The organism is Streptomyces sp. NPDC051561, assembly GCF_044454195.1.
GTDB lineage: Bacteria > Actinomycetota > Actinomycetes > Streptomycetales > Streptomycetaceae > Streptomyces.
Genome location: NZ_JBITDM010000006.1, coordinates 394,088 through 414,462, shown reverse-complemented (window position 1 = coordinate 414,462; position 20,375 = coordinate 394,088). Strand labels below are relative to the sequence as shown.

The 20,375-nt window shown below is 71.4% G+C and carries 20 protein-coding genes and 1 pseudogene; 3 read left to right on the top strand and 18 right to left on the bottom strand.

Features of this window, described 5'->3' with window-relative positions:
* Positions 1-579: pseudogene (locus ACIA73_RS17685) on the top strand (glycosyl transferase); the annotation flags it as partial.
* A 157-nt stretch (positions 580-736) separates the two neighbouring features.
* On the opposite strand, the gene era reads toward ACIA73_RS17685, so the two are convergent.
* From era to ACIA73_RS17665, 4 genes are all read right to left on the bottom strand, one after another.
* Entirely contained in the window at positions 737-1,699 is a 963-nt protein-coding gene (era, locus tag ACIA73_RS17680; RefSeq protein ID WP_399439427.1) for a GTPase Era, read from the bottom strand.
* 106 nt (positions 1,700-1,805) lie between these two features.
* Positions 1,806-2,168, bottom strand: a complete 363-nt coding sequence (locus tag ACIA73_RS17675) for a transglycosylase family protein (protein ID WP_399439426.1) — start codon at positions 2,166-2,168, stop codon at positions 1,806-1,808.
* 329 nt (positions 2,169-2,497) lie between these two features.
* The gene (locus ACIA73_RS17670) at positions 2,498-2,866 is read right to left on the bottom strand and encodes a cytidine deaminase (RefSeq protein WP_399439425.1); all 369 of its coding nucleotides are present in this window, start codon (positions 2,864-2,866) and stop codon (positions 2,498-2,500) included.
* 152 nt (positions 2,867-3,018) lie between these two features.
* Entirely contained in the window at positions 3,019-3,960 is a 942-nt protein-coding gene (locus tag ACIA73_RS17665; RefSeq protein ID WP_399439424.1) for a helix-turn-helix transcriptional regulator, read from the bottom strand.
* A gap of 86 nt (positions 3,961-4,046) precedes the next feature.
* Between ACIA73_RS17665 and ACIA73_RS17660 the strand changes: the two genes are divergently transcribed.
* Positions 4,047-5,480 carry an MFS transporter gene (locus ACIA73_RS17660; protein WP_399439423.1) on the top strand — a complete coding sequence of 478 codons (1,434 nt, stop codon included), beginning with the start codon at positions 4,047-4,049 and terminating at the stop codon, positions 5,478-5,480.
* Between the two features lie 18 nt (positions 5,481-5,498).
* Here ACIA73_RS17660 and ACIA73_RS17655 read toward each other — a convergent pair whose 3' ends face one another.
* The 5 genes from ACIA73_RS17655 to ACIA73_RS17635 form a co-directional block, all read right to left on the bottom strand.
* Complete coding sequence (locus ACIA73_RS17655; RefSeq protein ID WP_399439422.1) at positions 5,499-5,855, bottom strand: MmcQ/YjbR family DNA-binding protein; 357 nt, start codon at positions 5,853-5,855, stop codon at positions 5,499-5,501.
* 88 nt (positions 5,856-5,943) lie between these two features.
* Positions 5,944-7,242 carry a hemolysin family protein gene (locus tag ACIA73_RS17650; RefSeq protein ID WP_399439421.1) on the bottom strand — a complete coding sequence of 433 codons (1,299 nt, stop codon included), beginning with the start codon at positions 7,240-7,242 and terminating at the stop codon, positions 5,944-5,946.
* Entirely contained in the window at positions 7,239-7,736 is a 498-nt protein-coding gene (gene ybeY / locus ACIA73_RS17645) for an rRNA maturation RNase YbeY (protein WP_399439420.1), read from the bottom strand. Before ybeY ends, ACIA73_RS17650 begins: the two co-directional genes overlap by 4 nt.
* A gap of 14 nt (positions 7,737-7,750) precedes the next feature.
* The gene (locus ACIA73_RS17640) at positions 7,751-8,812 is read right to left on the bottom strand and encodes a PhoH family protein (RefSeq protein WP_399439419.1); all 1,062 of its coding nucleotides are present in this window, start codon (positions 8,810-8,812) and stop codon (positions 7,751-7,753) included.
* 143 nt (positions 8,813-8,955) lie between these two features.
* On the bottom strand, positions 8,956-10,053 hold the full coding sequence (locus tag ACIA73_RS17635; protein WP_399439444.1) for a carbohydrate kinase family protein: 1,098 nt from the start codon (positions 10,051-10,053) through the stop codon (positions 8,956-8,958).
* Positions 10,054-10,545: 492 nt separating this feature from the next.
* Between ACIA73_RS17635 and ACIA73_RS17630 the strand changes: the two genes are divergently transcribed.
* Positions 10,546-11,946 carry an MFS transporter gene (locus ACIA73_RS17630; protein WP_399439443.1) on the top strand — a complete coding sequence of 467 codons (1,401 nt, stop codon included), beginning with the start codon at positions 10,546-10,548 and terminating at the stop codon, positions 11,944-11,946.
* A gap of 210 nt (positions 11,947-12,156) precedes the next feature.
* On the opposite strand, the gene ACIA73_RS17625 is transcribed toward ACIA73_RS17630, so the two are convergent.
* The 9 genes from ACIA73_RS17625 to ACIA73_RS17585 form a co-directional block, all read right to left on the bottom strand.
* A complete protein-coding gene (locus tag ACIA73_RS17625) occupies positions 12,157-13,062 on the bottom strand; it encodes a ribonuclease Z (protein WP_399439418.1) in 906 nt (301 codons plus the stop codon).
* Positions 13,063-13,076: 14 nt separating this feature from the next.
* Positions 13,077-13,436 carry a histidine triad nucleotide-binding protein gene (locus ACIA73_RS17620; RefSeq protein ID WP_399439417.1) on the bottom strand — a complete coding sequence of 120 codons (360 nt, stop codon included), beginning with the start codon at positions 13,434-13,436 and terminating at the stop codon, positions 13,077-13,079.
* 179 nt (positions 13,437-13,615) lie between these two features.
* A complete protein-coding gene (locus ACIA73_RS17615) occupies positions 13,616-14,716 on the bottom strand; it encodes a translation initiation factor IF-2 (RefSeq protein WP_399439416.1) in 1,101 nt (366 codons plus the stop codon).
* Complete coding sequence (locus tag ACIA73_RS17610) at positions 14,713-16,086, bottom strand: ATP-binding protein (protein ID WP_399439415.1); 1,374 nt, start codon at positions 16,084-16,086, stop codon at positions 14,713-14,715. Before ACIA73_RS17610 ends, ACIA73_RS17615 begins: the two co-directional genes overlap by 4 nt.
* Before the next feature lie 59 nt (positions 16,087-16,145).
* Positions 16,146-17,102 carry an ATP-binding protein gene (locus tag ACIA73_RS17605; RefSeq protein ID WP_399439414.1) on the bottom strand — a complete coding sequence of 319 codons (957 nt, stop codon included), beginning with the start codon at positions 17,100-17,102 and terminating at the stop codon, positions 16,146-16,148.
* A 143-nt stretch (positions 17,103-17,245) separates the two neighbouring features.
* Positions 17,246-17,920: a hypothetical protein gene (locus ACIA73_RS17600; protein WP_399439413.1), complete on the bottom strand. Its 675-nt coding sequence runs from the start codon at positions 17,918-17,920 to the stop codon at positions 17,246-17,248.
* Between the two features lie 113 nt (positions 17,921-18,033).
* Positions 18,034-18,426 (bottom strand): VOC family protein, encoded by a 393-nt coding sequence (locus tag ACIA73_RS17595; protein ID WP_399439412.1) that lies wholly within the window; start codon positions 18,424-18,426, stop codon positions 18,034-18,036.
* A 37-nt stretch (positions 18,427-18,463) separates the two neighbouring features.
* Complete coding sequence (locus ACIA73_RS17590) at positions 18,464-19,207, bottom strand: 16S rRNA (uracil(1498)-N(3))-methyltransferase (protein ID WP_399439411.1); 744 nt, start codon at positions 19,205-19,207, stop codon at positions 18,464-18,466.
* Positions 19,204-20,307: a nitronate monooxygenase gene (locus tag ACIA73_RS17585; protein ID WP_399439410.1), complete on the bottom strand. Its 1,104-nt coding sequence runs from the start codon at positions 20,305-20,307 to the stop codon at positions 19,204-19,206. The genes ACIA73_RS17590 and ACIA73_RS17585 overlap by 4 nt, the downstream gene beginning before the upstream one ends.
* Between the last annotated feature and the right edge of the window lie 68 nt (positions 20,308-20,375).

Below are 20,375 nucleotides of genomic sequence, written 5' to 3'. Positions count from 1 at the left end.
GGCAACGACGTCACCGACATGCTCAGCGGCTACCGCGTCTTCTCCCGCCGCTTCATCAAGTCCTTCCCCGCCCTGTCCCGAGAATTCGAGACAGAAACCGAGATGACCATCCACGCCATGAACCTCCGGCTGCCCATGGCCGAGGTCGGCGTCGGCTTCAAGGACCGCCCCGAAGGCAGCGAGAGCAAGCTGCGCACCTACCGCGACGGCTGGCGCATCCTGCGCGTCATCATGAACCTCGCCCGCCGCGAACGCCCCTCCCTGGTACACACCGTCGTCGCCGCCCTGCTCGCACTCATCTCCGTGATCATCGCCATCCCGGTCTTCTCCGAGTACGCCAGCACCGGCACCGTTCCCCGCTTCCCGACCGCGATCCTCGCCTCCGCCATCATGATCGTGGCGATGCTCGTCCTCCTGGTCGGCTACATCCTGGAATCCCTCGCCCACATGCGCCAGGAACAGGCACGCCTCGCACACCTCTCCTACCCGGCACCCAGCCGCGACAAGGTCCCCTCGACGCCGGCGCACCTGGTCGACGAGGTCTTGAAGGAAGAGGCGCTGAAGGCGCCCAAGGCCTGACCCAAGTGACACAGAAGGGCGGTCCCCCGGCGGGGGCCGCCCTTTTCCGTCGCCGTAACGCATGCGAAAAGGCCGGGTGGGCCGGAAAGACTTCTTCCGGCCCACCCGGCCTTCGTCGTGTACTGCGGGGTCGGCCCGTCGGCTGTTACGGCCCAGCTCAGAAGCCCAGTTTGCGCAGCTGCTTGGGGTCGCGCTGCCAGTCCTTGGCGACCTTGACGTGCAGGTCGAGGAAGACCGGGGTGCCGAGCAGTGCCTCGATCTGCTTGCGGGACTTGGTCCCGACATCCTTCAGGCGCTGGCCCTTGGGGCCGATGATGATGCCCTTCTGGCTGGGGCGCTCGATGTAGACGTTGGCGTGGATGTCCAGCAGCGGGCGGTCCTTGGGCCGGTCCTCGCGCGGGATCATCTCCTCCACGACGACCGCGATGGAGTGCGGCAGCTCGTCGCGGACGCCTTCGAGGGCGGCCTCGCGGATCAGCTCCGCGACCATCACCATCTCGGGCTCGTCGGTGAGGTCGCCCTCCGGGTACAGCGGCGGGCTCTCGGGGAGCATCGGCGCGATCAGGTCCGCGAGCAGCGACACCTGCTGGTCGCCGACGGCCGAAACGGGCACGATCTGCGCCCATTCGATGCCCAGCTCACGCCCCATCTCGTCGATCGCCAGGAGCTGCTCGCGCAGTTGCTTGCCGTCGACCAGGTCGGTCTTGGTGACGATCGCGATCTTCGGGGTCCTCTTGATCCCGGCGAGTTCCTTGGCGATGAACTTGTCGCCGGGGCCGAGCTTCTGGTCGGCGGGCACGCAGAAGCCGATCACGTCGACCTCGGCCCAGGTGGTCCGCACGACGTCGTTGAGGCGCTCGCCGAGCAGCGTGCGCGGCTTGTGGAGCCCGGGGGTGTCGACCAGGATCAGCTGGGCGTCCTCACGGTGCACGATGCCGCGCACGGTGTGCCGGGTGGTCTGCGGGCGGCTGGAGGTGATGGCCACCTTCTTGCCGACCAGAGCGTTCGTGAGGGTGGACTTGCCCGCGTTGGGGCGGCCCACGAAGCAGGCGAAGCCGGCCCGGTGGGGGGCGGGGTCGGCTGCGGGGTTTTCGGGAGTACGAGCGCTCATGGGCCCCATTCTCCCCGATGTACGCCGAAGGGCCGACCAGAGGTCGGCCCTTCGGTGATCGCATCGACGACGGATGCGACCGAATGTGATGTGCGGGGGTATTCCGCCGGGCGGGTCAGGCCAGGCCGGCCTTGGCACCACAGCCGCCCCAGGCGCCGGCGCCCTGGGCGTCGAGGACCTTCTCGGCGACGGCGATCTGCTGCGCCTGGGTCGCCTGGTGGGCGCTCGGCGCGTACGCGGTACCACCGAAGGCGGCCCAGGTCTGCTGGGTGAACTGGAGACCGCCGTAGTAGCCGTTGCCGGTGTTGGTGGCCCAGTTGCCGCCCGACTCGCACGCGGCGACCGCCGACCAGTTCGCGCTGCCGGCGGCAGAGGCGCTGCCCGAGCCGGCCAGGACGAGGCCCGCTGCGGCACCGGCCGCGACGAGGGAACCGGTGAGGCGACGGGCGGCGGTGGTGCGGATCAGGGAGGAGAACACGCGGTGACCTAACTCTGGGGGACGTGGACCGCCGGGACGGGACTTCGCTGCTGTCCCGTTCGGCGTGCCTCCACACTCCCAGCGGGGCGGGGGCGGATCCACGGACCTTCGTGAGGTGTGCGGGGGCCCAAGGTCCTGGTCGGGGGGAGGGGGGGCGCAGGGGCGAAAGGCCCGGGCCGAAGGTCCCGGCGTGGGTGTCATGCGGGCGGGCGGGGACGGGGGCGGGCGGGCCGGTCGGGGGTCGCCCGGCCCCCGTCCGGGCGGGGTGTGCCCTGTGCCACATGGGGAGGGGGCTGCGCCCCGCCGTCTCCCTCGGGACACCGGGCGGTCTACGCCTCGGTGCGTGCCCTGAGTGCCGCGTCCGGGCCCGCGACCAGGACCGGGGTGCCCGGGCCACCCAGGTCGCGTACCGCTGCGAGGTCGTCCGGAGCGGCCGCGTCGGCGGAGGTGACGACCGCTGCCGCCTCCAGGGAGGTGGCGCCGCTGGCGACGGCCATGGCGACGGCGGTCCGCAGGGCGGTCAGGTTCAGGGAGGGGAGGGCGACGCTGCCCGCGACGTACGTACGCCCGGTCTCGTCGCGCACGGCCGCGCCCTCCGGCACCCCGTTGCGGGCGCGGGTGCTGCGGGCAAGGGTGATCAGCTTCTGGTCCTCGGGGCCGAGGGGGGCTTCCTGGGGTGTGGTCATGGACCTGAGCATAGGAAGCCCCGGCTCCGTGGTCTCCGGGAGGGCGGCTTTCCGCCCTGGGTCCGCTCCGGGGCCGCCCCTGGGTCCGCCCTGGGGCCGCTCTGGGGCCGCTCTGAGTCCGCCCTGGGTCCGCCCCTGGGAAGGAGGGTGGCTTTCCCTGCCCCTCAGCCCGCGACCGGATACATCCCCTCCCGGCGTCCCTCCGGCGAGGCGAGCCAGTGCAGCTTCTCGGCGGTGCCGGTGTCCGGGCGGGGTGTGTGCAGCACGATCGCCAGGTCGGGGCGGGCCGGGATGCGCAGCTGGGTGGTCTCGAAGGAGAGGTCGCCGACCAGCGCGTGGTGCAGCTCCTTGTGCAGCTGGCCGCCCGGGGCGATGTCCCGGCGCTCCCACAGCGCGGCGAACTCCTCGCTCGCCGCCTTCGCCTGCGCGACGACCTCCCTGAACCCCTCGTCCTCACCGCGCTCCGAGCAGGTCGCCCGGAACTGGGCGACCACCTGCGGCGCCACCTCTTCCCAGCGGGCCGCCCTGGCCCGGTAGACCGGGTCGGTGAAGAAGGAGATCAGACAGTTCTGCACGATGCCGGGGCGCAGACCGAGCACGGCCGCGGCGGCGTCGTTGTAGACGATGGTGTTCCAGTACGGGTCCATGATGTGCGCCGGGAACGGCATCCAGGCGTCGATCATCCGGCGCAGCCCCGCGCACATGTCCTCGTCCGCCGGGTCCACCTCGGGCGCGGGCGGGTTGAGGTCGGCCAGCACGTACAGATGACGGCGTTCGGTGCTGGTCAGCCGCAGCACCCGGGCGACGGAGTCCAGGACCTGCGGCGAGACGGTGATGTCCCGCCCCTGCTCCAGCCACTGGTACCAGCTGACCCCCACCCCGGCGAGCACCGCGACCTCCTCGCGGCGCAGCCCCGGGGTACGGCGCCGGGCGCCGCCGTCGGGCAGTCCGGCCTCGGTGGGGCTGATGCGGGCGCGGCGGCTGCGCAGGAACTCCCGCAGCTCGCCCAGGCGGTGGGCCTTGAGGCCGGTCACCTCGCGGGCGGTCACCCTGCGGTCCGTCGCCCCGCGATCGGCACTCCGGGCGCTCGCACGTTCTGCTGCCATCTGGTGACTCCCCCTGGGTGGTGTTGCGGCCACCAGGATAAGTACCCGCTCCCCACAGGTATTCCGGGAGATCCAGAGTGTGGGACATGGCACTCGACACCTCCCCCACCGCCGCTCCGGGGCAGCCCCGGACACGGCCCGGAGCTCCCTCCAAGTCCCCTCTCACGCCGGCCCGTTCGGCGCTGGTCCTGTTCGTGCTGTGCGCGGCGCAGTTCATGGTCGCCCTCGACTTCTCGGTACTGAACGTGGCGCTGCCCGCGCTCGGCGCCGACCTCGGGATGAGCCAGTCCGCACTGCAGTGGGCGGTGACCGCGTTCGCCCTGCCGTCCGGCGGGTTCCTGCTGCTGTTCGGCCGGGTCGGCGATCTCTTCGGGCGGCGCAAACTGTTCCTGACCGGGCTGGTGGTGTTCGGGGCCGCGTCCCTGCTGGCCACGTTCGCCTGGGACCCGGGCTCGTTCCTGGTGGGCCGGGCGTTGCAGGGCATGGGCGCCGCCGCGATCGTGCCGACCGGCATGTCGCTGCTGACCACCACGTTCCCCGAGGGCCCGCAGCGCGACAGGGCGCTGGGCATCAGCGGCACCCTGCTCTCGCTGGGCTTCACCGTCGGCATGGTGCTGGGCGGTGTGATGACCGACGCCCTCGGCTGGCGCTCGACGATGGGGCTGCTCGCCCTGTTCACCCTGATCGTGCTGCCGCTGGCCCCGAGGGTGCTGACGGAATCCCGGCATCCGGAGCGGCCGCGGCTGGACGTGCCCGGTGCGGTCAGTGTCACCGGCGCGCTGCTCGCCCTGATCTACGGGCTGTCCTCGGCCGCCGAGCGCGGCTTCGGTGAGCCGGACGTGCTGATCGCGCTGGTCGTCGGGGTGGCTCTGCTGGTGGCGTTCGTGCTGGTGGAGTCCCGTTCCCCGTCCCCGCTGGTGTCGCTGCCGATGCTGCGGCGGCCGACCGTCGCCTGGGGCAACCTGGGCGGACTGCTGACCTTCTCGATGATGAGCACGATCGTCTTCGTACTGACCCTGTACCTCCAGGAGGTGCTGCACCTGTCGGCGTCGATGACCGGTCTGGTCTTCGGTGTGCAGGGTGTCCTGTCGGTGGTGGCGGGTTCGTTCGCCCCCAAGCTGATCGGCCGGATCGGTGCGCGCCGCACGCTGACGGGTGCGCTGCTCGTCCAGGGGCTGCTGACGGCGGCGCTGCTGGGCATCGGTGCGGAGTCCGGCGCCCTGCTGGCCGCCGCGGCGGTGTCGCTGGCGAGCATGGCGCATCTGGCCGCGATCATCTCGTACGGGGTGACGGTCACCTCCGGGGTGCCGGACTCCGAGCAGGGGCTGGCCACCGGGCTGGTCACCACGACCCAGCAGGTCGGCATCACCATCGGCATCCCACTGCTGGGGGTGCTGGCGACCACTCGGGGCGATCTGCTCACCGGCGTACGGACAGTGATCGGGATCGACGCGGCACTGCTGGTCGTCGCGGCGGCGCTGACCGCCTTCGGCCTGCGGCGGCGGGCCCCGCGACCGTAACTCCGGCACAGCCGCAGGTCAGGGGCGGTCCAGCGTCAGCCGGACCGCCTTCGGCATGCCCGCGACCACCAGGTCGTACGAGTCCTCGATCAGCTCGCGCACCTGCTTGTCGGGCAGGGAGCCGTCGAGGGTGACGGTGTTCCAGTGGCGCTTGTTCATGTGCCAGCCGGGGACGATCGCCGGGTGCTCGGCGCGCAGCCGCAGTGCTTCGTCGGGGTCGCACTTGAGATTGACGCTCAGCGGTACGGAGTCCAGGGCGCTCAGCGCGAACACCTTGCCCAGCACCTTGAAGACGGACGTCTCGGGGGTGAAGGGGAACTCCTCGGCACAGGCGTTGAATTCGAGGCAGAAGGCACGGAGCTGATCGGGCGTCATGGGGACCAGTATCTCCGCCCCCATGACGCCCGGCTCGCTCAAGGGCCGGTGTCCGCAGTCCGCTGTCAGGGCCGCGCAGAACCGGGCCTCAGCCGTCGTACGACTGCTTCTCCGCCGCGTCCACCGGCTCCGCGAGCACGGTCACGATCTTGTTCCGGCGGCCTGCGGGCGACTCCGCGGTCAGCCGCAGCATCCGGCCGTCCGGCAGTTCCACGGTGGCCGAGGCGCCCGCGATCGGCACCCGGCCCAGCGCCTTGGCCAGCAGACCGCCGACCGTCTCCACGTCCTCGTCGTCGAACTCGTCCAGCCCGTAGAGCTCCCCGAGGTCGTCGATGTCCAGCCGTGCGGTGACCCGGAAGCGGCCGTCGCCCAACTCGTCGACCTGGGCGACCTCACGGTCGTACTCGTCGGTGATCTCGCCGACGATCTCCTCCAGGATGTCCTCGATGGTGACGATGCCGGCCGTGCCGCCGTACTCGTCGATGACGACGGCGACGTGGTTGCGCTCCTGCTGCATCTCGCGCAGCAGGTCCCCGGCGTTCTTGGTGTCGGGTACGAAGACGGCGGGGCGCATCGCGGTGGACACCAGGTCGGACTCGGAGTCGCGGTTGATGTGCGTCTTGCGGACCAGGTCCTTGAGGTAGACGACACCGACCACGTCGTCCTCGTTCTCGCCGGTCACCGGGATGCGGGAGAAGCCGGAGCGCAGTGCCAGGGTGAGCGCCTGGCGGATCGTCTTGAAGCGCTCGATGGAGATCAGGTCGGTGCGCGGCACCATCACCTCGCGCACCAGGGTGTCGCCGAGCTCGAAGACCGAGTGGACCATGCGCCGCTCGTCGTCCTCGATGAGCGATTCCTGCTCGGCGAGGTCGACCATGGCGCGCAGTTCGGCCTCACTGGCGAAGGGCCCCTTGCGGAAGCCCTTGCCGGGGGTGAGGGCGTTGCCGATGAGGATCAGCAGCTGCGGGATCGGGCCCATGATGCGGGCCAGCGGCAGCAGGACGTACGCCGAGGCCGTGGCCGTGTTCAGCGGGTGCTGGCGGCCGATGGTGCGCGGGGAGACGCCCACCGCGACGTAACTCACCAGGACCATCACCGCGATGGCGACGAGCAGTGCCTGCCAGGTCTTGTCGAAGAGTTCCAGGAAGCCGTAGGTGACCAGGACGCCCGCCGCCATCTCGCAGGCGACGCGCACCAGGAGCGCCACGTTGAGGTAGCGGGTGGGGTCGGCGGCGACCTGGGCGAGCTTGGCGCTGCCGCGCTTGCCCGCCCGCAGGGCCTCGGCGGCGCGGAAGGTGGAGACGCGGGCGATGCCGGCCTCCGCGCAGGCCGCCAGCCAGGCGACGACGACCAGGGCTACGGCGCCGAGGATCAGTTGGGCGCTCATGAAACGGTCGGTGCCGGGGAGGGGCCGGTGATGCCCTTCTCCGCCCGCCAGCCGTCGACGATGGCGGCCTGCAGACCGAACATCTCGGTCTTCTCCTCCGGCACCTCGTGGTCGTAACCGAGGAGGTGGAGCACTCCGTGCACGGTCAGGAGCTGGAGCTCCTCGTTCATCGAGTGCTCGGTCTCGGCGTCCTTGCCCTGCTGCTCGGCGACCTCGGGGCAGAGCACGATGTCACCGAGGAGCCCCTGCGGGGGCTCCTCGTCGTCCTTGTTCGGCGGACGCAGTTCGTCCATCGGGAAGGACATGACATCGGTCGGACCGGGGAGGTCCATCCACTGGATGTGCAGCTGCTCCATGGCGTCGGCGTCCACGACGATCACCGAGAGCTCGGAGAGCGGGTGGATGCGCATCCGCGTGAGGGCGTAGCGGGCGATGTCGAGGATCGCCTGCTCGTCGACCTCGGTTCCGGACTCGTTGTTGACGTCGATCGACATGGTGCGCTTCTGCTCTACTTCCCGGTCGCGCCGCCCCGGCCCTGCTGCTCGTTGCGGCTTTGCTCGATGCGGCTGTCGTACTGCTCGTACGCGTCGACGATACGGCCGACGAGCTTGTGCCGGACGACATCCTCGGACGTGAGCCGCGAGAAGTGAATGTCCGGGACGTCCCCGAGGATGTCCTGGACCTGGCGCAGACCGCTCTTGGTGCCGTTCGGCAGGTCGACCTGGGTGACGTCACCGGTGATGACGATCTTCGAGTCGAAGCCGAGCCGGGTGAGGAACATCTTCATCTGCTCGGTGCTGGTGTTCTGCGCCTCGTCGAGGACGACGAACGCGGAATTCAGGGTCCGGCCGCGCATGTACGCCAGCGGGGCCACCTCGATGGTCCCGGCCGCCATCAGCCGGGGGATGGTCTCGGGGTCCAGCATGTCGTGCAGCGCGTCGTAGAGCGGACGAAGATACGGGTCGATCTTGTCGAAGAGGGTTCCCGGGAGGAAGCCCAGACGCTCACCGGCCTCGACCGCGGGACGGGTCAGGATGATCCGGTCGACCTGCTTGGACTGGAGCGCCTGGACCGCCTTCGCCATGGCGAGGTAGGTCTTGCCCGTACCGGCGGGGCCGATGCCGAAGACGACGGTGTTCTTGTCGATGGCGTCGACGTACCGCTTCTGGTTGAGCGTCTTGGGGCGGATGGTGCGGCCGCGGTTGGAGAGGATGTTCTGGGTGAGGACATCGGCGGGGGTCTCGGTGACCGCTTCACCGTTGGCGCCCTTGCCGTTGCCGTTCGCCCTGAGCATGGCGATCGAGCGTTCCACTGCGTCCTCCGTCATCGGCTGTCCGGTGCGAAGCACCAGCATCATCTGGTCGAACAGCCGCTGGATCAGGGCGACTTCCGCCCGCTCCCCGGTAGCGCTGATCTGATTGCCCCGGACGTGGATGTCGGCCGCCGGGAAGGCCTCTTCGATCACGCGCAGCAGGGCGTCGCCGGATCCGAGCACCATCACCATGGGGTGAGAGGCCGGGATCTTGAACTCGGCGCGGGCCTGCGGCTGCTGTGTGGGTGTCTGAGTCATGGGCCGGCACTGTGGCCTGCACATACCTCCCGTTGCAGGGTTCTCGCTGCTCGACAACCTCTGGATTCCCAAGCGTACGACTCACCGCTGACAACACCGAGGGGTTTTACCTTCGAAGTGGTACGGGAGTTCGACGGTCGGCTCTACGCCCGAAAGCCGATGGTGGGTACGGCCCTGCGCAGCGGCCACGGCCTGACGTCCGCCGGAAGGAGGCCCTCCAGGAACGCGTACCTGCTCAGCGCTTCCTGGTCCTGGGCGTCGTACCCCTGCACCTGCTGCCACCAGGCGGCGATCTCCGACCAGCCGGGGGCGGACAGCGAGCCGCCGAACTCCTGTACGGAGAGGGCGGCGGTGAGCCCGGCGAAGGCGAGCCTGTCGGCGAGCGGCCAGCCGGCGAGGGTGCCGGTGACGAAGCCGGCCACGAAGACATCGCCCGCACCGGTCGGGTCGAGGGCCTCGACGGCGATGGCGGGGACCTCGGCGCTCTCGCCGGTCCGCCCGTCGACCGCGTACGCGCCCTCCGCGCCCAGGGTGACCACGGCGAGCGGGACCTTCTCGGCGAGGCGGTGGGCGGCCCGACGGGGGCAGTCGGTGCGGGTGTAGCGCATGGCCTCCTCGGCGTTGGGGAGGAAGGCCTCGCAGTGCTCCAGGTCGCCGAGGCCCGCCAGGTCCCAGCGTCCGGTGTCGTCCCAGCCGACGTCGGCGAAGATCAGGGCGTTGTTGCGGGCGGCGGTCTCCACCCAGTCCTGCCGGTGCCCGGGGACCAGGGACGCGATGGCGGCGCGGGCGCGCGGCGGGCAGGTGGGGAAGGGGGCGGAACCGCCGGGCGGCGGGGCCTCGTGGCCGTGCGAGACCATGGTGCGCTCGCCCTCGTAGGCCATCGAGACGGTCACCGGGGAGTGCCAGCCGGGGACGGTGCGCGACATGCCGAGGTCGATGCCTTCGCCGTCGGCGAGCGCGTCCCAGCAGTACTCGCCGTAGTGGTCGTCGCCGAACGCCGCGGCGAGGGCGGTGCGCAGGCCGAGACGGGCCAGCGCGGTGGCCATGTTCGCGACACCGCCGGGGCTGGAGCCCATGCCGCGGGCCCAGGTCTCGGTGCCGCGCACGGGGGTGCTGTCCAGGCCGGTGAAGATGATGTCCAGGAAGACCGTGCCGGTGAGGAACACGTCGCAGCAGGGGCCGCCGGGGGTGCGCAGGCCGTCGAGCGGGTCGAGTCTCTCGGTGGCGCGGGTGCCGTGCACGCGCTCGCCGGCGGGTGCCTGTTCGCCGTGGTGGTCGCCGTAGTGGTGGTACGTGCTCACTTGCGCTCCCCGAGGTGCGATGCGTGTGGTGCCCCGGCCGTGCTGCCCGGCGCTGCCCGGTCCTGCGGCCGGCGTCTTGACGACAGGTGCCCCGACGACAGGTGCCACAGCCTTGCGTACTGCTGTTTCGCGGCCAGTGTGCACGATCCGCCGGGCGCCGGGGGCGCTTGTGAACGGGACGTGACGGGCGCGTCACGCGAGCCCCCGAGCCAAGGAGAGCGATTCCACTACCCGCCTGACCCCACCCCAAACTGAATGTGTCGCAGGTCACTACCCGTTCTCTCTTTTCCTGCCCTCTGCGCGCTTGATAAGAATTGGGCCGCGTTCCTGTCCCTCGACGGTCGCTCAACCTCTCCCCTCCATGGCCGTCATGACGTCCTGTCATCACGCACGTCTTCTCCAGGAATGCCCGTGTTCTCGCGCTCCCGCGCCCTGCCCGTGCGCCCTCGCGCCCTGTGGCCGCTCGTCGCCGTCTTCACCTCCGGCTATCTCGCCTCGTATCTGCTGCCGACGCTGGTCGGACGGCTCGGTTCCGGCCTCCGTCTGTCCGCCGCAGGGGCGGGTCTGGTCGGCAGCGCACTGCTGCTCTGTTCGGCCGCGGCGGGCTTCACCCTCGCCTCCCGGGTCCAGCACATCGGTCCGCGCCGTGCCGCCAGGGCCGGTCTGCTGCTGATGCTGCTGGGGTACGGGTGCGCGGCGCTGACCTCCTCGGTGCCGGCCGTGGTGGCGGGCGCCGCCCTCGGCGGATTCGGTTCCGGTACGGCGACGGCGGTGGCCGCAGCGGGCATCGCCGCCGCCTCGGACCCCCACCGGGCCTCGGTGCTCGGGCTGCTGAGCGTGTCGGCGACGGCGGGTGCGCTCTATCTGACGGTGCCGCACCTGGACGGCGGCCACCGTCCGCCGTTCGTGGCGCTCACCCTGATCGCGGCCCTGGTATGGCCCGCCGCCGGGCGGCTCGACACCGCCGAATCCGCCCGTTCCGCCGACTCGGCCCCGGTACCGCGGGCTCCGCTTGAGGTCCTCGGGGCCGCGGCCGCGCACCCGTCGCAGCTGCCGCACCTGAGGTCCGGGCTGGTGCTGGCCGCCGCGCTGCTCTGCTGGTCGCTCGCCCAGAACGCCCTGTGGGGGGTCAGCAACCGCATCGGCACCGAGCAGGCGGGCCTCTCCGAGGTGACCGTCGGCGCCGTCTTCGCGGCCGGGCTCGGGGCCGGGCTGGTCGGGGTGAGTTCGGCGGGTGCGCTCGGGTCCCGGCTGGGCCGGGCGATCCCGGTCGGCGGCGGCACGGTCGCCATCGCACTGTGCATCGCGGCGAGTTCGTCGGCCACCTCCCTGGTCTCCTTCGCCGTGGGGGAGATCCTGTGGAACACCGTCTACCCGGTGGTCCTCTCCTACCTGATCGGTCTCGCCGCCTCGATGGACCCGCGCGGCCGCTGGGCGGTGTTCGCCGGGTCGGCGTCCTCGCTCGGGGTGGCGTGCGGTCCGGTGGTGGGCAGCGTGCTGTCCGCGTGGGCGGGCTTCCCCACGATGGGGGCGGTGCTGGGCGCCGTACTGCTGCTGACGGCTCTGCCGATGACGGCGGTCGCCCTGCACACGGGCGGACGTCCGCTGGTCGCTGGTGCGGTGCGTCGTCGGGGCGGCGCGGCGGCTGCGGTGCTCGCGGGAACCACGGGTGCACCGGCGGGCCAGGTACCGCAGGTGGGCGCGGCCGAACAGGAGGTCGCGGAGATTTCGCTGCGCCCGCTCACCCGCCGGGTCAGGTCACCGTTCGCACGCGGTGCGGCGGCTCCGCGGGTACGGATGGGGGCACGCGAGGACGATCACCTCGTGGGGTGAGGGGGTCGTGGACGGGGGAGATCGTGGACGGGGGGGAATCGTTCACGGCGAGGATCGTGGACGGGAGGAATCGTTCACGGCAAGGATCGTCACCTGAGGGAATCGTTCACGACGGGACACGTTGGACGCGCGGATCGTGGGACGCGCGGATCGTGGGACGCGGGGATCGTTGAGCGGGGGGATCGTTCAACGATCCCCCCACCCCACGCTTCACACCCGTTTCGGTACCGACACCCTCATCAGGTCGTCCGCGACCGACAGTTCACCCTCGAACCCGGCGGCGCGGGCCTGCCGCTCGAACTCCTCCGGTTCGCTGTAGCGCTGCGAGAAGTGCGTCAGCACCAGGTGTCGTACGCCCGCGTCGCGCGCCACCCGGGCCGCCTGGCCGGCGGTGAGGTGGCCGTGGTCGGTGGCGAGCCGGACGTCCTCGTCCAGGAAGGTCGACTCGATGACGAGCATGTCGCAGCCCTCGGCGAGTACGTGCACCCCGTCGCACAGCCGGGTGTCCATGACGAACGCGAAGCGCTGTCCGCGCCGTTCCTCACTGACGTCCGCGAGGGTGACCCCGCCCAGCACGCCCTCCCGCTGGAGCCGGCCCACGTCAGGGCCCCCGATGCCGTACGCGGCCAGCTTCTCCGGCAGTATCCGCCGCCCGTCCGGTTCGACCAGCCGGTAGCCGTAACTCTCCACCGGGTGCGAGAGCTTGTGGGCTTCGAGGGTGTAGGCCGCCGTCGTGGCGAGTACCCCGTCGGCGGCGACCGGTGCCTCGGTCACCCCCACCGTCTCCCGGTAGGCCGTCGAGTAGCGCAGCCGGTCGAAGAAGCGCTGGCCGCTCGCCGGGTAGTGGGCGGTGACCGGGTGCGGGACCTGGTCGAGATTGATGCGCTGGATCACTCCGGCGAGGCCCAGGGAGTGGTCGCCGTGGAAGTGGGTGACGCAGATCCGGTTGAGGTCGTGGGCGGCGACGCCCGCGCGCAGCATCTGGCGCTGGGTGCCCTCGCCGGGGTCGAAGAGGAGGCCCTCGGCGTCCCAGCGCAGGAGGTAGCCGTTGTGGTTGCGGCGGCGGGTGGGGACCTGGCTGGCGGTGCCGAGGACGACGAGTTCGCGAGCGGACACGAGGGCTGCCGGGACTATCCGGGCGGCCAGTTGAGGCCGCGGCCGCCCAGCACGTGGGCATGTGCGTGGAAAACGGTCTGGCCGGCGCCCGCGCCCGTGTTGAACACGACCCGGTAGCCGGTCTCCGCGATGCCCTCCTCGAAGGCGACCTCCCCGGCCTCGCGCAGCACATCGGCCGCGATCAGCGGCTCGGCGGCGGCCAGCGAGGCACCGTCCGGGTGGTGCACCCTGGGGATGACCAGGACGTGGGTGGGCGCCTGCGGGTTGATGTCGCGGAAGGCGAGCGTGGTCTCGCTCTCGCGAACGACCGTCGCCGGAATCTCCTTGGCGACGATCTTGCAGAACAGGCAGTCCGCCTGCGCTTCACCTGCCATGTCGGCCTCCTCGTGGCTGCGTTGAATCGGACTCGACCGGAGTTGATCGGATACCGCGCATGCTATCGGCCGAACGGCATCCAGGGCCGGGGGGCGGCCCTGAAGCACTCCGAGCCCCCGGCCCTCATCTCCCGGCACCGAGCCTCAAGCCCCACGCCTCAGCTCCCGGCCCCCGCCCCCTAAGCCTTCTTCGCACCCCTGAGCCGCTGCTCCCGCACCGCCGACCGCTCGAACCACACCGTCAGCAACGTCGGCACCAACGCCACCCAGAACAACGTCCGCGGCACCACGAGATCCCCCCACGGCACCGCCACCACCAGCACCGCGCACACCATGCACCACACGGCCTGCCCCAGTGCCACCCGCGCCCAGAAACTCGTCGACAGCAGCGCCCGCACCGACATCCGGGCCCCCGCCCGCATCCCCCGGTACCGCCGCCAGGCGCCGAACACCCAGATCGCGGCCATCATGGCCAGCGCGTACACCCGCGTCCCCGGATGCACCGCACCCACCGGATCGTTCTCGTCCGGGAAGATCCGCCCGGTCACCCCCGCGATGGCCAGACACACCAGCGCCAGCCACCGCGTCCCGCGCAGCATCCGGTAGACCGTGCTCTCCAGGGCCGACCGCAGCCCCTCGCTGGACGGCGACACCGCCAGCGCGTCCGCGTAGGCGTCCGCGACGGACGGCAGGCCGGCGCCCGGTGTCACGGAGGCCGTGTGGGCGCGCATGGTGTGCGCCCACGAGCACTGCGGGTCGATCCTCAGCGCCTCGGTGATCGCCTGCGCGGCCACGTCCTTCCGGCCGGAGAAGTACGCCGCCTTCCAGAGCGCCTCGTGCGCCCCGGTCTCCTCGGGTCCCAGCCGTACCGCCCGCACCGCGGCCTCGTACGCCTCCGGCATCTTCCCCGGCTGGGTCTGCAGCGTGGTGGCCAGCGAGACGTGGGCCACCCAGTGGTCCGGGTGGGTGTGCACGAGCAGCCGGGCCGTCTCCTGCGCCTCGGCCTGGCGCCCCGTGGTGGACAGCAGGCGCTGCCGCATCAGCAGCGCACCGAACATCCCCGGTTCCAGCGCGAGCGCCTGGCCGAGCGCGTACTCGCAGTCCTTGAGTGCCTGCGATGTCACCTCGCCGATGAGGTCGCAGCGGGCCAGGTGCAGCCAGGCGTTGGCGTCCGTCGGGTCCTCGGCCAGCCGTGCGGTGAGCAACGGCCTGGCCTCCTCCTGACGTTCGAGGTCGATCAGAGCACCGGCCCGCTCCGTCATGTCGTGGTACGCACTCACAGCTTTTTCTTCTTCTTCAGGTAGGCGAGCAGATCGTCGTAGGTTCCGCCGTCGTTGGCGAACATCGCCACATTGCGTGCGGACGCGAACCAGGGATCGGTGGACGGTCTGATCTGGCGTACGGCGCCCAGCAGATCCTTGGTATTGATCATCCGGATGTTCCCGGTGCGCGCGGAGTCCAGGAGCGCCGCCTCGGAGGCGCTCTCGCAGAGGTGCGCGAGGTCGGCGCCGGAGAACCCGTCGGTGGCCTTGACGAGTTTGCCCAGGTCGACGGATTCGATCGGCCGGTCCTTGAGGTGGTGGCGCAGGATCTCCGCACGGGCCGGCTCGTCGGGCGGCAGCACCAGGATCGTGCGGTCCAGGCGGCCGGGACGGCGCAGCGCGAGGTCCACGTCCCAGGGGGCGTTGGTGGCGGCCAGCACGAAGACGCCCTCGTTGTTGTTCTCGACGCCGTCGAGTTCGACGAGAAGTTGATTGACGGCGTTGCGCAGTCCGCTGTGGTGCGAGCGGCTGCGTTTGGCGCCGAGCGCGTCGAGTTCGTCGAGAAAGACCACACACGGTGCTTTGCGGCGGGCGGTGCTGAAAACTTCGTGAAGGTTCTTCTCGGACTGTCCGATGTACATGTCGAGTACGTCGCTCAGCGAGATCGACATGAAGGAGGCGCCCAGCTCACCGGCGACCGCCCGCGCGATGAACGTCTTGCCGCAGCCGGGCGGCCCGTACAGCAGCAGCCCTCCGCGCAGACTCTTCCCGAACAGTTTGCGCAGCTCCGGATTGCGCATCGGCGCCAGAAAAGCCGCCTCCAGCCGCTCTTTTACGTCGTTCATCCCGCCAACGTCCGCCAGCCGGATCCCCCCGGGCGCCTCCACGTCGAACGCGTCCGCGTCCCCGGCGTCCCCACTGCCGTCGGCCGTCAGCGGCACCGGGGCGTCCGCCGCGCCGCCCGAGGCCGCGAACCGCGGCGGCAGCACGTCCTCGACCTCGTGCGCGGCAGCCTGCCAGTCGAACTCCCCGGCAACAGGAGGCACTTGTCGCGCAACGGACGGAACAGCGGCCACCGGCGCACCACAAGAGTCCGGGACCGCGGAAGAAACCGGATCCGCAAGAGACTCCGGCTCCGGAAGAGAAACCGGATCCGCAGGAGGAGCCGGCACCACCGGCCCCACTGCCCCCATAGCCCGCACCATCAACTCCCGCGCCCGCACGTCCCCCGGCGCATGGGTCAACGCCACCGCCGCCTCCGCGACCGCCGCATCCCCCATCCCCGCCTCCAGCAGCAGCTGCGCCACATGCAGCCGCAGGGGTACGTCGTCGGGAGCGGCCGCCACGGCGGCGCGCAAGCTGCGCAGGAGAGGTGACTCGTCGGACATGCCAACACCCTACGAAGGAGCCACACCCGCCCCTGCGGCCACCCCTCCCCCGAGCCCCTCTACGGCCGCCCCAACCCCTCCAGCAACAACTGCCCGTACTCCCGGTGCGCCAGCGGCAGCCGGTACGTACCGTCGCCCTCCGCCAGCACCACCGACGCCTCGATCAGCGCGGCCAGTTCCCCGTCGCCCGCGAAGACCGTCCGCACCTGCTCGGCGGTGAAGTTCCCGGTGAACGCGGACAGCCGGGCCCACAGCAGCCGTTCCGCCCGTCCGCACAGGTCGTGGCTCCAGGCGATGGCCCGCAACAGCGTGCTGTGCCGGGCGGGCTGCTTGGGACCGTGTATCAACACCCCGAACCTCGCACCCGGTTCGCACAGACTGCCGTACAACTGCTGCGGGGTGGCGGACCTGCCGAGCGAACGGGCGGCGAGCAACACGCTCAGCGGGTCGCCGTCGAGCCGCTCGGCGAGCAGCCTGGTCCAGAAGACCGGCAGGTCGACGCCCTGCATCGCCGCCTTCTCGCGGAGCAGTTCGACGGTGCGCTCGCGGGAGAGGGGGCGCAGCGGGACCCGCTGCTCGCCGGGCACACCGATCGGGGTTCGACTGGTGACCAGGATCTGCAGGCCGGGGCAGGCGTCGTGCAGCCGGCCCACCAGATAGGCGCAGCCCGCCCGGACCCGCTCACAGGTGTCCAGCACGAGCAGTCCGCGCCGTCCCGCGAGGAGTTGCAGCACCGCTTCCATCGGGTCGGTGCCGCTGCCGGGGGCGGTGGCGGCGTGGAGGGCGGCGGCCACGGTCTGCGGCACCAGGGCCGCGTCCGCGCAGTCGGAGAGGTCGCAGCGGTGCACGGGAAGATCCGTGACGGCCTCGGCGAGATGGGCGGCAAGGTGCGACTTGCCGACTCCGGCGGGCCCGGTGAGGGTGACCAGGCGGGTCTCGGCGAGCAGTTCGAGGAGCTCACCGAGGGCCGGTTCGTGGGGGGTACGGGGGACGGAGTAGCCGTATGCGGGAGGCATACGACCACTCTGGCCGGGCACCGGCTCCCCGCGCGCCCTCGTGGGCCGGAGATCCGTACACCTAATTCCCCAGGTGAGGGCTACGTAGGTATGCGCGCCGCCGGGCCCCCGCACACCACCCGGCTCACTTCTCCGGGCGACAACTACACGTGGGTGCGGGCACGGTGGGGTCCGGCGAGGGCTGCGGCGGGGGCGGGTCGGCGGTCACCGTGACGGTGACGGTGGGCCGGGGTTCGGGGGCGCGGGTGGGGGGCGGGGGCTCCCAGGTGGAGCGGGTGGGGGGCGGGGACGGGACGTACGGTGGGGCGCCCCGTGGGCTGTGAAGTGGGCTGCGAAGTGGGCCGTGAAGTAGGTGCGGCTGTACGGGAGTTGCAGTCGCCCAGCACATTGGCCCGGAACACCGTGCGCCCGGCCACCTTGGCGGTCAGGTCGCCCCGTACGCACCGCCCGTCACGCTCGTCGGTGACCTTCCCTTCGATACGGATCTCCCGGCCTTCGTTGGTCTGGCCCTCGCAGGAGACGGTGGCGATATTGCGTACCGAAGGGGCGGAAGTGGCCACCGAGGGGCGGGTGTGGGGACGGGTGTTGATCCGTGGGCCGTCGCCGACCGTGGACGTACAGGTCATCCAGTTGACGTCGATGCCGACCCGTTCCAGGGCGCGGGTGCCGGTCCGGTCGGTGGTCAGTGCCACCGCGAACGAGCTCAGCCCGCCGGCGCCGCCGCTCGGTTCGCACGCCACGACTCCCACGACCGCCGCACCCACGGCACCGATCACCGCGAGGGTGCGCCGGCGCCGTATCCGCCTCGTAGCCCCCATGGCAGGCAGCCTCCCACCGCCCGCCCACGCCGAACAGTCGGGTTGCGGCCACTGAGCGCCCGGCCGTTCCACCGCCCCTCGCCCGGGCGCCCCTCCCGCAAGCCGCCCCTCGCTCAACCCCCGAGCAGCAGCCACTCCTGGAGCTCCACCAGATTCCCCTCGGGGTCCTTGAGGTGGGCGACCCGCATCCGCTCGGTCATCGGGGCGGGCCCGTGCACCAGGTGCGCACCCCGCCCGGTGATCTCCGCGCAGTACCCGTCCAGGTCATCGACCCTCAGCACCACGAACGACCGGTGCCCGGCGGGCTCCTCGGCCAGTTCCCCCAGCAGGCCGGCCATCACGGTCCGGTCCTGGAGGGCGATCCCGGCCGACCCGACGGAGGCCGAGAACTTCTCGTAAGGGCCGTCCGCGAAGCCCGACTGCGGCTTGAGCCCGAGCACTTCCCCGTAGAACCGGTAGCAGGCCGCGAAGTCGGTGACCAGCAGCCGCACCTGTGCGAGTTCCATGACGTACTCCCCTCTCTCGTCGATACCGCGGGTGGTTTCAGGACCAGCGTCCGGTGCGCCCCAGCAGCAGCGCGGTGGCCGCGGTGCCCGCCGTGGAGGTACGGAGCACACTGCGGCCCAGTCTGTACGGTTTCGCCCCGGCCGCCGCGAACACCGCCAGCTCCTCGGGCGAAACCCCGCCCTCGGGCCCGACCACCAGCACGATGCTTCCCTGCTCCGGCAGCTCGGCGAGGGCCAGCGCGCCGCTGTCCGCGTCCCGGTCCTCGTGGAGTACGGCGGCGAAGTCGGCGGTGGCCAGAAGTGCCCCCACCTGCTTGGTGCTCATCGCCTCGGCGACCTCGGGGAACCGGAGCCTCCGCGACTGCTTCCCGGCCTCCCGCGCGGTGGCCCGCCATTTCGCGAGGGACTTCGCCCCCCGCTCGCCCTTCCACTGGGTGATGCACCGCGCCGCCTGCCACGGCACCACCGCGTCCACACCCGTCTCGGTCATCGTCTCGACGGCCAGCTCGCCCCGGTCACCCTTGGGCAGCGCCTGTACGACGGTGATGCGCGGCCGGGGCTCGTCCTCGACGAGGGTCCCGGTCACCTTCACCACCAAGCGGTCCTTGCCCTCTGCGGCGATCACCACGCCCTGTGCGCCGTTGCCGAGGCCGTCCGCGAGCACCAGTTCCTCGCCCGCCCGCAGCCTCCGTACCGACACCGCGTGACGCCCCTCGGCGCCGTCCAGCAGATACTCGCCGCTCTGCGGCACGTTCTCCACCACGAACACCGGCGCCGTCATGACGTCGACCTCCTCAAAGCCATTTCCGTCCACGCCGAGTCCGCCTCGGAGTGCAGCACCTGCACCAGCCGCCCGGCGGGCAGGTCCCGGGCCAGCCGGTGGCCCTGCCCCGCCCACAGCGCCATGCCCTGTGCGTCGCCCACCCTCGCCGCCGCCTTGCGCAGGCCGACCGTCATGTAGTGCACCTCCGGGTAGGCGGAGGGGGCGTAGGGGCCGTGCTCGCGCATGAAGCGGTTGACGAGGCCGCGTGCGGGGCGGCCGGAGAACGCCCGGGTGAGTTCCGTCCGTACGAACAAGGGGTTCTTCAGCGCCTGCTTGTGCATCACGTGCGCCCCGGACTCCGGGCACGCCAGGAACGCCGTACCGAGCTGTGCGGCATCCGCCCCGGCCGCCCGTACGGCGGCGATCTGCGCCCCGCGCATCAGCCCGCCCGCCGCGATCACCGGCAACTGCACGGTCTCGCGGACCTGCGTCACCAGCGACAGCAGCCCGAGCCCGCTGCTGCCGTCGGTCTGCGGGTCGTCGCGGTGGGTGCCCTGGTGGCCGCCCGCCTCGATGCCCTGCACACACACCGCGTCCGCCCCGGCCCACTCGGCGGCCTGCGCCTCCTCGGGGGTGGTGACGGTGACGACGGTGAACGTACCGGCCAGCGCGAGGGCGTCGAGTTCGTCGCGGGAGGGGCAGCCGAAGGTGAAGGACACCACCGGGACCGGGTCGTCGACGAGCAGGGCCAGCTTGGCCTCGTAGCCGTCGTCGGTGGGGTGGCGCTCCTCGGAGCGTTCGTCGATCGGGGTCTCGTACCAGGCGCTCTCGCTGGTGAGCTGCTGCCGGTACAGATCCAGGGTGGCCTGGTCCGCGGACGGCTGCGGCATGAAGAGGTTGACCCCGAAAGGCTTGGCGGTCAGCGCCCGCAGCTGCTTGATCTCCTCGTACATCCCGTCGGCGGTCTTGTACCCCGCCGCGAGAAACCCGAGCCCACCGGCGTCGGACACGGCACCGGCCAGCTCGGGACGCGACACCCCGCCGGCCATCGGCGCGGCGACGATCCCACGCCGGCACAGCTCCCCCAGCGCGGGAATCCCCCGGGACTCAACAGACATGCCCGCATCGTTTCACGATGCGCCCGCCGGGCCGAATCCAAACAGGACGGGGCCGGACCTGGTGGTCC

Bases quoted from the DNA above. Each gene is read 5' to 3' on its own strand.
- ACIA73_RS17605 (WP_399439414.1), bottom strand. From the start codon at position 17,102: ATGCCTCCCGCATACGGCTACTCCGTCCCCCGTACCCCCCACGAACCG.
- ACIA73_RS17595 (WP_399439412.1), bottom strand. From the start codon at position 18,426: ATGGAACTCGCACAGGTGCGGCTGCTGGTCACCGACTTCGCGGCCTGC.
- era (WP_399439427.1), bottom strand. From the start codon at position 1,699: ATGGGGCCCATGAGCGCTCGTACTCCCGAAAACCCCGCAGCCGACCCC.
- ACIA73_RS17650 (WP_399439421.1), bottom strand. From the start codon at position 7,242: ATGAGCGCCCAACTGATCCTCGGCGCCGTAGCCCTGGTCGTCGTCGCC.
- ACIA73_RS17600 (WP_399439413.1), bottom strand. From the start codon at position 17,920: ATGGGGGCTACGAGGCGGATACGGCGCCGGCGCACCCTCGCGGTGATC.
- ACIA73_RS17590 (WP_399439411.1), bottom strand. From the start codon at position 19,207: ATGACGGCGCCGGTGTTCGTGGTGGAGAACGTGCCGCAGAGCGGCGAG.
- ACIA73_RS17640 (WP_399439419.1), bottom strand. From the start codon at position 8,812: ATGACTCAGACACCCACACAGCAGCCGCAGGCCCGCGCCGAGTTCAAG.
- ACIA73_RS17665 (WP_399439424.1), bottom strand. From the start codon at position 3,960: ATGGCAGCAGAACGTGCGAGCGCCCGGAGTGCCGATCGCGGGGCGACG.
- ybeY (WP_399439420.1), bottom strand. From the start codon at position 7,736: ATGTCGATCGACGTCAACAACGAGTCCGGAACCGAGGTCGACGAGCAG.
- ACIA73_RS17670 (WP_399439425.1), bottom strand. From the start codon at position 2,866: ATGCTCAGGTCCATGACCACACCCCAGGAAGCCCCCCTCGGCCCCGAG.
- ACIA73_RS17620 (WP_399439417.1), bottom strand. From the start codon at position 13,436: ATGGCAGGTGAAGCGCAGGCGGACTGCCTGTTCTGCAAGATCGTCGCC.
- ACIA73_RS17585 (WP_399439410.1), bottom strand. From the start codon at position 20,307: ATGTCTGTTGAGTCCCGGGGGATTCCCGCGCTGGGGGAGCTGTGCCGG.
- ACIA73_RS17610 (WP_399439415.1), bottom strand. From the start codon at position 16,086: ATGTCCGACGAGTCACCTCTCCTGCGCAGCTTGCGCGCCGCCGTGGCG.
- ACIA73_RS17655 (WP_399439422.1), bottom strand. From the start codon at position 5,855: ATGACGCCCGATCAGCTCCGTGCCTTCTGCCTCGAATTCAACGCCTGT.
- ACIA73_RS17660 (WP_399439423.1), top strand. From the start codon at position 4,047: ATGGCACTCGACACCTCCCCCACCGCCGCTCCGGGGCAGCCCCGGACA.